General features: G+C 62.9%; 6 protein-coding genes. All 6 read left to right on the forward strand.

Features of this window, described 5'->3' with window-relative positions:
* Positions 1–163 precede the first annotated feature (163 nt).
* The 6 genes from OH491_RS25250 to OH491_RS25275 all read left to right on the forward strand — a co-directional run bounded on the left by OH491_RS25250 (position 164) and on the right by OH491_RS25275 (position 11,802).
* On the forward strand, positions 164–5,821 hold the full coding sequence (locus OH491_RS25250; RefSeq protein ID WP_342750753.1) for an RHS repeat-associated core domain-containing protein: 5,658 nt from the start codon (positions 164–166) through the stop codon (positions 5,819–5,821).
* The gene (locus OH491_RS25255; RefSeq protein ID WP_342750754.1) at positions 5,818–6,276 is read left to right on the forward strand and encodes a hypothetical protein; all 459 of its coding nucleotides are present in this window, start codon (positions 5,818–5,820) and stop codon (positions 6,274–6,276) included. The genes OH491_RS25250 and OH491_RS25255 overlap by 4 nt, the downstream gene beginning before the upstream one ends.
* A gap of 233 nt (positions 6,277–6,509) precedes the next feature.
* Positions 6,510–6,878: a hypothetical protein gene (locus OH491_RS25260; protein ID WP_145928478.1), complete on the forward strand. Its 369-nt coding sequence runs from the start codon at positions 6,510–6,512 to the stop codon at positions 6,876–6,878.
* Between the two features lie 554 nt (positions 6,879–7,432).
* Positions 7,433–9,271: a polysaccharide lyase family protein gene (locus OH491_RS25265; protein WP_334318968.1), complete on the forward strand. Its 1,839-nt coding sequence runs from the start codon at positions 7,433–7,435 to the stop codon at positions 9,269–9,271.
* A gap of 422 nt (positions 9,272–9,693) precedes the next feature.
* Positions 9,694–10,917 (forward strand): glycosyltransferase family 1 protein, encoded by a 1,224-nt coding sequence (locus OH491_RS25270; protein ID WP_334318967.1) that lies wholly within the window; start codon positions 9,694–9,696, stop codon positions 10,915–10,917.
* A 3-nt stretch (positions 10,918–10,920) separates the two neighbouring features.
* Positions 10,921–11,802, forward strand: a complete 882-nt coding sequence (locus tag OH491_RS25275; RefSeq protein WP_068768469.1) for a UDP-2,3-diacylglucosamine diphosphatase — start codon at positions 10,921–10,923, stop codon at positions 11,800–11,802.
* Positions 11,803–11,816 lie beyond the last annotated feature (14 nt).

Genomic DNA, 11,816 nt, shown 5'->3' on the forward strand with positions numbered 1-11,816 from the left:
TTGTGGCGCAGACATGAAAGCCTGCGCCGCTTTGCGGTGGCGGCAGGTATTCTTACTGTAGGTTTAAATGATTTATGGGATGCACTGCTATTGTCGTATAGCAGGACAAAATAAATTGCATTCGTCATCAGGCACAAACCGCAAGCTCGGTGAAAAACATCCCATGACTACAAAACCTCCTTCCACACGTTTGGTTCGCATGCTGCTCGCACCCGGCATTGCGATTGTTTTTTCCGGTTTGGGCGTGCATTTTGCCCATGCGTCGCCTGGCAACGATGATTGGTGGCCCGAGATTGTCGTAATGGATCCCGTCACCGTGACTGGCAGCGACCAGCCCGATCCTCCCGATATAGACTGGCCTTCCTTTCCGCCGATAGACCCGTGGTTGACTGAGCCCGAGTGGCCGGGTGACGGTGGTTCTGGCGGCGGTGGTGGCGATGGAAACAATCCGCCGCCCCCGCCCGACGACTGCGCCACGGATGGCTCCGCGTCGGGCACCGCGGGCACAAATCCGTTTCATGTGTATGACGGCAACGCCTCCCGCATGATCGTGGACTTGGAGGTGCCGGGCGCGACCCGGGCGGACTCATTGTATTGGATGCGCCATCACAACACCGTCCGACGCGGGGAGAAAATATATTTCGGGACCGGCGGCGGCTGGCGCAGCAACTGGCAATACGACCTTGCCTACATCCCCACCGGAGACGAACTCGACGAGCCCATCCTCTATTTTGTGTATCCAAACGGCATGCGGCGCGTTTTTCGCCGGCAGCCCGGCGGCGCATGGGCGCCCGAGGCGCGCTTTGACGAAACCGTCGCCGCCGCCGGCGACGGTTATGAGATCACCACGCCGGACAACACGAAACTCCTGTTCGAGCCGATGGCGGAGACGAACCACAAGGGCCATGTCACCTACCTCCTCAAGCGTCGCACCACGGCGGCGGGACGTGTCACCACGCTCGATTACAACGCGGAAGGCCTCGTCGCCCAGATCACCGATGACGACGGGAAACGGCTGGCGCTCACCTACCAGACGACGCCGCTGCCCGCCCCGAAATGGCGCGCGCTCGGCGAGATTTACGACGCCCCGCAGCCTGGCCAGTGGATTGAAATCGCACTCGATGAGGAAATGTCCCGCCTGCCTTGGCAGCGCATCCGCCTCACGCGGCGCAAGGGCCGGCCGCTTGCCGTGGCCGAAATCCAGATTTTTGCCCCCGGCTCGGATACGCCGCTGCGCGGCATCCCTGTGGGCAGCGGCGACAACCCCGAATACGCCTTCGACGGCAATCCCGGCACCGCCTACGAAAGCACGCTGCCCAAAATGTATAACCTCATCGCCCTCGACCGCGGCGCGGATGCGGGCGCCACGCCCGTCTCGCGCATCCGCATCCTCGCCGCGCCCGGCCGGGAGGAGTTGCTCGAGGGCGTCGGCATAAAAGGCATGCTCCTGCGCCCGGCCGGCTCCGTGCAGCAACCCCAGCTTGCCCAGGTGACCGCCGACGACGGGCGCTTTGTGCGCTACGAATACGACGTGCTCGTCAACGCCTTCGGGGACCTCAACCACCCCTCGCTCGTGCGCGCCGTTTACAGCGACGGCACGCGGGCGTCCTATGGCTACGAATACATCGTGCAGACCAAGGAGCCCCTGCTCGTCGAGGCCGACGACCCGCGTTATTCCGGGCGGGCCAAACGCATACAATACACCTACCGGCAGGGTGGCGCCCACGGCATGGTCCACGAGGAGCGCAACCCGGCCACCGGCGGGGTTTACGCGAGCCTGGAACTCGACCCCGCCGACCCCGACGCGCGCATCGTGCACTACACCGACATGAAATCTCTGCGCTATCGCGTGCCTGCCTCCGCCAACGGCCGCGTCACCGAATACACCGACTCGCTCGGCCGCACCACGCGCCTCGACTACGCGGACAACGGCCGGGGCCGCCTCAAGGCGGAAACCGACACCCTGGGCCGCCGCACCGACTATGCCCGCGACCACAAGGGCCGCGTCACCCGCCTCAAGCGCAGCGACGGCAGGGAGCGGATATTCGAGCGCGACAACCAGGGCCGCATCACCAGGGTCGCGGACGAGAAGGGCCGGTTCGCCTCCTACGAACGCGATCACGCGGGCAAAATCACAGGCCGCAAAACCGGGCTGAAATCCGGCCAAGGCCGGGCCAAGCCGGAACGCCGCATCGAAATCACGCGCGACGCGGCGGGGCGCGTCACCCGATACCGCTCCGCTGACGGCACCGCGCGGGAATACGTGCGCGACATGCGCGGCCGCATCGTGGCGCACACCGGCAAACACGGCGAAAAAATCCAGGTCTCCCGCGATGCGCGCGGCCGCCGCACGGCCATGACCGATTCCGACGGCCGCGTCGTGCGCTTCGGCTACGACCGCCACGGCTGGCTCGACCGGTTTGCCGACGCCGAAGGCAAAACCACCGTTTTCGAGCGCGACGAGCGCGGCAACATCACCCGCCGCGTGAACCCCGACGGCTCCGCGCGCCTGTATTCCTACGACCAATACGGGCGCAAGACAGCCGAGACCGACGAACTCGGCCGCGCCGCCTCATGGGCCTACGACGAACTCAGCCGCCTCACCCGCCACGTCGATTTTGCCGGCGGCGTCACCCTCTACGATTACACCGAGACGCCCGGCGGCTGCGGCTCCTGCTCGCTCGTTTCCCGCCCCTCCCGCGTCACCCATCCCGACGGGCGGGTGGACGAGTTTCTCTACGACACCGAGGGCCGCCTGCTCATGCGTTCGCTGGCCGCCGGCACGGCGGAATCCGCCACCACGCTCTACGCCTACGACGATGCCGACCACCTCATCCGCCAGGCCAATCCCGACGGCGGCATCACGCGCCACGCCTACGACGACCAGGGCCGCCGCGTCCGCACGACCGGTCCCCTCGGGCACGTCACCACGTGGACTTACGACGACGACGGACGCCTCCTCGAGGACGCCGACCCGTCCGGCCGCGTCACCCGCCGCACCTACGATGAGGACGGCAACCTGCTCTCCCAAACCGCGCCCGGCGGCGGCGTGACCGCGCACGCTTACGACGACAACAACCGCCGCGTCCGGACCACCGACGCGCTGGGCAACACCACGCGCTGGAGCTACGATGCCGCGGGCGAGCTCGTTTCCCAAACCGACGCCGCCGGCGCGGCCACCCGCCACGCCTACGACAAAAAAGGCCGCCGCATAAAAACCACGCTCCCCGACGGCACGGCCCGCACATGGACCTACGACGCCCTCGACCGCGTGGTGCGAAGCACGAACCCCGGCGGCCTCGTCACCGTGAGCGAATACGACGCCTCCGGACGCCTCGCCGCCGTGACCGCATCGGCCGGCAAACGCGACACCGCCGTCACGCGCCACACCTACGACGCCGCCGGGCGCCGCGCCTCCGTCACCGACGCCCTCGGCCGCACCACCCGTTACGCCTACGACGCCCGCGACCAGGTCGCCGAAACCCTCGCCCCCGATGGCGCCCGGACGCGAAAAGAATATGATTCCGGCGGGCGGGTCGCCGCCGACATCGACGCCCTCGGCCACGCCACCCGCTACGACTACACCGCCCTCGGCGACATGGCCTCGCTCACCGACGCCAACGGCAACACCTACCGCTTCGAATACGACGCGATGCGCCGCAAAACCGCGATGATCTACCCCGACGCCTCGCGCGAAACCTGGGCCTACGACCTCGGCGGCCGCCTCGTGGGCCACACCACGCGCGCCGGCCAGACCAGGACCATCGCCTACAACGCCGACGGCAGGCCCGTCGCCGAAACATGGTCCCCCGCCGGCTGCGCCCCCGACGTGCGCTACACCTACGACGACGCCACCGGACGCCTCCTCGCCATCGACAACGGCCGCGCCCTGCTCACCTACACCTACGACAAGCTCGGCCGCGTCGCCACCGAGACCACCGACCTCCGCGCTCTCGTCCCCGGCATGGCCCCGCACACCATCGCCTACCTTTACGACGCGGCTGGACGCAAGGCCGGCCTCGTGTATCCTGACGGCATGAAAGTCACCTACCGTTACGACGCCCAAGGTCGCATGACGGAGGTGGGGCAAGACGGCGGCACCCCCCAATCTAAAATCGAGAATCGAAAATCGAAAATTCCCTTGGCCGCCTACGCCTACGATTCCTGCGGACGCCGCTCGAAACTCGCCCGCGACAACGGCGTGATTACCAGTTACTCCTATGACATCGCGGGGCAGCTTCTCGCCATCGACCATCGCAACAAACAAAACCGGCTCCTCGCCAAGGCGCACTACGCCTACGACCTCATGGGCCGCCGCGTGAGCATGACCCGCGAGGACGACCTCGCCGACCATTACCGCTATGATGCCACCAGCCAGCTCATCGCCGTGGACTACGGAGTCCCCACTGGGAGCGCCGGCATCCTGCCGGCAGGTTCGCGTGGCACGGGCTTCCAGCCCGTGGACAGGAGCGCGGGCATTCCTGCCCGCGACATCGCGGACAGGAATGTCCGCGCCCCCGAGACTGGCACAAGCGATTCGCACGTGAATCCGACAGCCCGCACCGAAACCTTCACCTACGACCCCCTGGGCAACCGCATCGAGCACACCGACACCACCCCCGGCCTGTCCGCCCTCGTCGAGCGTTACGAGACCAACAACCTCAACCAATACACCCGCATCGACTACGCGCGTCCCGCTGTGCACTACTCGCTGCTAAAATACGACGCCAACGGCAACCTGACCGACGACGGCACCCAGCGCTACCGCTACGACGCTCAAAACCGCCTTATCGAGGTCGAGTCCCCCACAGTTCGGGCCGAGTTTGCCTACGACGCCAAAAACCGCTGTGTGATGCGTCGCTATTACAAACCCGACAACACCGGCAATTGGGCCTTGGACGCGACGGATTCCCTTGTGCTGACCTATGATATGACGTGGAACCTCCTCGTTGACCGCAATCTGGCCGGGAAACAAACTGCCGCGTATGTGCATGGCAACCTCGTGAATGAGATTCTGGCGGCGGTCGGAGGTTCGTCGTCACGCTATCCGCTGGCGGACGTCCTTGGCAGCGCCATGGCAATCAGCGATGGAAAAGGAAGCAAGGTTGCGAGTAATCGGGTCGATGTATTTGGACTGCCGCAAGCTTCGTCATTTGATTATCGTTTTCTTTATACAGGAAGGGAGTGGCTGGATGATGTCGGATTAAATGACCACAGATACAGATATTATAATCCTAAGCTGTCTCGCTGGTTGTCAATGGATCCGATACGCCAACAGGGTGGGTTTGATCTGTATTCTTATGTGCTCAATTCTCCGATCAACTTAGTTGATCCAGACGGTTTGCGCTGGGTTGATGTATATATATGGGAGCCTCGAGTTACAATTATACCTCCTTCTGTCTCTGTTGGGCATGTAATGCTTACCGAACATAATTCGGATGGTGTAATAATGAGCCAGTTTCCCCATGCACCAGGCGCTAGTGGATGCAAGGTCGGCCCGAATACGATGTATGATTTCGCAAGTACATATCAAGAAGAGGGGCGGCCTCCCTCGTCCGTATTCAGTGTGTGGTTTCCGTATGACGATGCCTTTGATATAGCCGCCATGTGGGAAGTGTATGGCGTCTCGACATGGAGTTGGAATCCTCAGGGATATAATCAAACTCAATGCACCACCGCAGCCTATAGGGCGCTCACGGCTGGTGGTTATGACTTCGGGCAATCTTATTCGGGTAATGGCACCTTGCTGCCTTCAGAGATGCTTAATTGGTTAAATAGCCAGTATGAAAACGGCAGTTCTTATATTACTAAGCGCCAATGAAAAAACCAGACATATTGCTGATAAAAACCGGTAATATATTAAAGGCGGTTTTTGCCGGAAACTTTAGCATATTATTATATTATTTGGTATTTTTTTTCGCCTCCGCCGGTGAGATTAACGGCGCGTTGCTAATTTATGTCATGCTTTGGACGGCTGCAACCTCAATATATTATTGGCCTAATTTTATATTTTTCGGAATCCTGTTGAATATTTTCAACTGCCGTGCCGGACAAAAAAAGATTCCTGTTCTGGCAATCGCCTTACTCTCAGGCACTGGTTGCGTGTTGACAACATGGGGATGGTTTATTTTGACAGGAGATCAAAGAACTGGGCATATGTTTCGCAATGTTGCGCCAGCCGTTTTCCTCTCAGGCATTGTCAGCATGGGATCGCTTTGCTATTTCATGAACAAGCCAATCCCCCCCTCGGCAAACAGCAGGATGGACGGCGTGTAATCAATCCGAAGGTGTCAGGACGCTGTTTATTGATTTTATCCACGCAGAAGTTCCTCCAACTTGTTTAATAGCGATCAATCTACGTATTTCCCATTCCCATGGATGAGCCAATCACCTTTAAATTCGAGATCCTCGGCCCATGCAAAAAATCAACAAACAGCGTCCTGACACCTTCTTCCGTCATAAGCCAAAATGTCCATAGTTGCTATATGCGTTGATATATATCAGTGAAAATGAAAACATTGCTAACTAGTATTTTATGCGCAGCATGGTTTTTCGCATTATTATGTCCGACTACATGGTATGGCGATCCTGCCGTCCGTATTCTTCTTATTGTAATCATAGATATTGTGTTGTTATTGATATTATTATGGCATATCTACAATTGGATAATAAAAAGAAAGGATGGGGTAATTTTAGTAGCACTTGCGATGGTATTGGCCTGTCATGTCGTGCTGCCTTCTATTGCATCTCATGAAATTTCAGTTATTGTGGCAATAGCGTCAATAGTGTGTTTTTTTGTGGTGCTTTTAGTGTTCAAATTAAGGACAGGTCAAAATAAGTCGACGGAGAAGCAAAAATTAGAGTCAGGCAAAAAATGAAAGCACCCGCCATCGAAAGCAATCCGAAGGTGCCAGGACGGAATAGCGCTAAGATAAGGGCTGTTGTCGTCAAAAGCACGCTTGCGCAAGGAGGGGCGGCGTCCCGCCGCCCGACACGCGGAACGCGTGCCTGTCGTGTCTCGATAAACCGCACGCAAACGGGCGAGGCTTTCGCCTCGTCGGGCGGCGGGACGCCGCCCCTCCTTGCGCAAGCGTCTCTCTTCTATCTTAGTGCCATTTCGTCCTGACACCTTCTTCCATCCCGCAACCATGATGAAGAAAAAACGCATTCTGTTTTCCCTATCGGCATTGATGGCTCTAAGCCTGGCCATCATACTGATTTTAATGTTCACATATGTCGAGGCTCGCCCCCACATAAAATTTATCCAGATCGTTATGACAAAAATGGGCCAAGAATAAAAGGGAATGTGGATGGCGGCACAAGGGGAGGCATGGCCGCGTCGGACCTCCTTGATATCACCATTCTCAATAATCCCAGGGCCAAAATTAGAGGCCGATGAAAAATGAAACATTTGATTATGACATATTTTATCATGACAAAGACACGGCCCAGGCATTCCATCAGTCGCGCGCGGCTGCTCGCGGGACTGGCGGTCCTGCCGCTTTGCGCTTCCCTGCACGCCTCGCCCCCGGCCGCGCGGCCGGTTGCATTGGAGGAGGACGCGAAAGCCATCGTTCTTTCCAACGGGCTCGTGCGCGCCGAGCTGGACAGGGCCTCCGGCAACCTCGTCCGGCTCTGGCTCGGCGAACGGCAGGTCCTGTCCAACCCGAGTTATCTCGACTGGCACACGGGCGGCTCGCAGCGGCTCGCCAGGCCCGCGGTTTCCATCCCGGCGGACCCGCGGGCGAACGGCGGCGCGAAGGCCGAGGTGGTTTTTGCGCAGCAGGGCCGAGGCGAGATCGATGTCGCGCTGCACTACGTGATGCTGCCCGGCGAGCGGGCGTTGCGCATGTTCGCGGTGTTTTCGCATCCGGCCGATCGCCGGGAATTCCGCATGGCGCAGGCGCGTTATGTCACGCGCCTGTCGGACAAGCTCTTCGAGACGGTCTCCGTGGACGCGGAACGGTTTCGCGAGCTGCCGCCCTTCGACACGCCGGTCGAGGCCCTCGGGCCGAAGGAATCGCTGCGTTTCACCGCGGGGCCGTGGCAAGGCGGGATCACCGACAAATATCACTACTTCACGGATGCCGGCGGCCATTTTGTCCATGGCTGGACGGGGAAGGATTCGAAGCTGGGCTGCTGGATTGTCTATGGCAGCACGGAGGACCAAAACGGCGGCCCCACGCGCCAGCACAACACCGCGCACTGGCAGCGCATTCTCCTGAAAATCCTGGCCTGCTCCCACTACGGCGCGCCCAACACGGTGGCGCCCGCCGGTCGCGTCTGGGAAAAGGTTTACGGCCCGTGGATGCTTTACCTCAACGAGGGGGACGCGCCCGCGGCGCTCCGCGCCGACGCGGAGCGCCAGGCCGCGGCCGAGCGCGCCGCCTGGCCCGCGGCGTGGATCGAGCATCCGGCCTTTGCCGGGGCGGCGGAGCGGGGCGGCGTCCGCGGGCGCCTGGTCGTGCGCGATCCGCAGGCGCCGGGCGCGTCCGCCGCCGGGGCCTGGGTCGGCCTCGCGGAGCCGTCGCCCGACTGGCAGCAGCAGGCGTTGAATTACCAGCACTGGGTGCGCGCCGACGCGCAGGGCCGCTTTTCCATCCCGGCGGCGCGCGCCGGCGGCTATACCCTGTATGCCTTTGTCGGCGGCGTGCTGGGCGAATTCCGGCGCGCCGGCATCGTCGTGACGGCGGGCGGGGCGAGCGATCTCGGCGAACTCGTCTGGACGCCCGGGCGGCACGGACGCCAGCTCTGGGAAATCGGCACGGCCGACCGCACCGCGAAGGAGTTTCGCCACGGCGACGACCACCGGCACTGGGGGCTCTGGCTGAAATACCCGCGGGAATTCCCGGAGGATGTCGTGTTCACAATCGGCCAAAGCGACTGGCGGCGGGATTGGAATTACGCGCAGGTGACGCGCGCCGGGACCGACGGACGCCATCGCGGCACCACCTGGCGCGTGCTTTTCGACGGTGACGAAGCGGCGGCCAAAGCCGGCGGCGACGCCGTGCTGCGTCTTGCCTTTGCGGGCACGCACGGCGCGGTGTTGCGCGTGCTCGTCAACGGGCGCGAGGCGGCGGTGCTGCGCGATTTCCCGGGCGACAACGCGATGATCCGCGCGGGCATTCACGGCCAGTATTCGGCGCGCGATGTGCGTTTCCCGTCCGGCTGGCTGCGCGCCGGGCGGAACGAAATCGCGCTTGAACAGCAGGAGGGCGGCGCGCCGGCAAAATACATCATGTATGACTACTTGCGGCTCGAAGTGCCGTGAAGCAAGCGCGCCGCGGGCGCGGTGCAACGCCCGTCTTCCCGGCGGGCACGACGGCCGCGGGGAGCACGAAACTGCGACCGATGCGATGTAGCCCGATGGATTACATCGCCGGAAAATCTGGCGCGCGGGCGGGCTTTTAGGCTGGCTGGGCCGGTTGCGGCATTGTTTGAAACACCCCGCGCTCCCGCGGTTTTGTTTTTGCCTGTCTTCGCATCCTCCGCGCCCTTCGCGGTTGATGTTTCAGCCATTCAAAATAGCGACGAACCATTTTCAGAAACCTTTCGCATGTGTTGCGTGCCGCGCTTCGGGAACGGGCATGAGAACGATTTGGGAGACACGGGCCTCGCCGATATGGATGTCGTTGCGCAAATGTAACCTTCGCGTCACGCGTCCGACGCGCCGGGTGATTATAATGCGGGTCAATGATGAGGCTCGCATTGGTCACCGAGACGTTTCCTCCCGAGATCAACGGGGTGGCGATGACCTTTGGCGTCATTGTCCGCGAGCTCGCGGCGCGCGGGCATGAAATCACGGTTTACCGCCCGCGGCGGAAGGATTTGCTGCCGGCGTCGGAGCACCCTGGCTACATGGAGGCCGCGCTGCCGGGAATGCCGCTGCCCGGTTATCCGCTCATGCGGCTCGGCCTGCCGGCGGGCGGGGCGCTGCGGCGGCGCTGGCGCGAGCGGCGGCCCGACTTGGTGCACGTGGTGACGGAGGGGCCGCTGGGCATGTCGGCGGTCGGCGCGGCGCGCTCGCTCGCCATCCCGGTCTCATCGAGCTTTCACACCAATTTCCACAGCTACACGCGGCATTACCGCATCGGCCCGCTGCGGGGGCTGGCGCTGGCGTGGCTGCGGCGCGTGCACAACCGCACCGCCCGCACCTTCGCGCCGACGCGGGAGCTTTGCGACGAACTGGCCGCGCTCGGGTTCCGCAACCTGGCGGTGCTCTCGCGCGGCGTGGACACGCGGCTGTTTGACCCGGCGCTGCGCTCGGGCGAACTGCGGGGCGCGTGGGGCGCGGCGCCCGCCGATCCGGTGGTGATTCACACGGGGCGCCTGGCGGCGGAAAAAAACTTCGCGCTGCTCATGCGCGCGTTTGCGGCGATGCGGGCGGCGAATCCGCGCTGCCGGTTCGTGATCGTGGGCGACGGGCCGCTGCGCGGGCGGCTGCAGGCGGAGAATCCGTGGTGCGTGTTCACCGGGTTTCTTCCCCGCGCGGAACTGGCGCGGCATTACGCGTCGGCCGACATCTACATCCACGCGAGCCTGACCGAGACTTTCGGCAACGTGCTGACCGAGGCGCTGGCAAGCGGGCTGGCCGTGGCGGGCTTCGACTATGCGGCGGCGCGGCAGTTTGTGCGCGACGGCGAAAGCGGGCTCGTGGCGCCGTGCGACCGGCCGCGCGCGCTGGTCGAGGCGGCGGTGAGGCTCGCGAGCGAGCCGGAGTTGCGGTCGCGTTTGCGCGCGAGGGCGCGCCCCGCGGTCGCGGCCCACGCCTGGCACAAGGTCATCGACCGCTTCGAGGACGATCTGCGCGCCGTCGCCGGCATGCCGGCCCGCGCCGCGGAGCCGTCGCCCGATGCGGGCGCAAACGCCTTTGCCCGTCAGATCGACGGGCGCGCGGCATCACGAATCCTTTCCTGACCCATGGACAACCAAGGCACCGACCAACCAGACGAAACCGGGCTTGCTCCCGCTCCCGGCGAAAAACGCCTGCTGCGCGTGCGCACGGTCATCATCTCCGACGTGCATCTCGGCACGTCCGACTCGAAGGTGGAGGAGGTCAACCGTTTCCTGCGGCATGTGCGCTGCAAGAAATTGATCCTCAACGGGGACATCATCGACGGCTGGCAGCTCACGCGTCGCGGCGGGCGGTGGACGCGCGCGCACACGCGCTTCGTGCGCATCGTCCTGAAAATGCTGGAAAAGCGGGACACGGAAATCGTTTACCTGCGCGGCAACCACGACGACGTGCTCGCGTCGTTTCTGCCGCTCGACTTTGCGGGGCTGCGCATCGTGGAGGACCATGTGCACGAGGGGAAACGCGGGCGCTACCTGGTGCTGCATGGCGACGTGTTCGACACGGTGACAAAGAATTTCGTGTGGCTTTCGCACCTCGGCGACTGGGGTTACGGCGCCCTGCTGCGGATCAACCGCGCCTACAACGCTTGGCGTGCGTGGCGCGGGCAGGAATACTGGTCGTTGAGCAAGGCGATCAAGGCGCGGGTGAAGACCGCGGTGAGCTATGTGTCGAAATTCGAGGAGCGGGTCGCGAAGCTCGCGCGGGAGCGCGGCTGCGACGGAGCGATTTGCGGCCACATCCACACGCCGGCGGACCGGATGATCGAAGGCGTGCACTACCTGAACTCGGGCGACTGGGTGGAGTCGCTGACCGCGATCGTCGAGCACTGGGACGGCCGGTATCAACTGATTGAATACACCGATTTCGCGCGCGAGTTCCTGCGTCCGAAGGAGGATGCGGAGGGGAAGGGGAGGCCGGAGTTGCAGGCGGAGGCGTTTGCCGCGTGACGGGCCGGCGGGAC

The sequence above is a fragment of the Termitidicoccus mucosus genome (genome assembly GCF_038725785.1).
Taxonomy (GTDB): domain Bacteria; phylum Verrucomicrobiota; class Verrucomicrobiia; order Opitutales; family Opitutaceae; genus Termitidicoccus; species Termitidicoccus mucosus.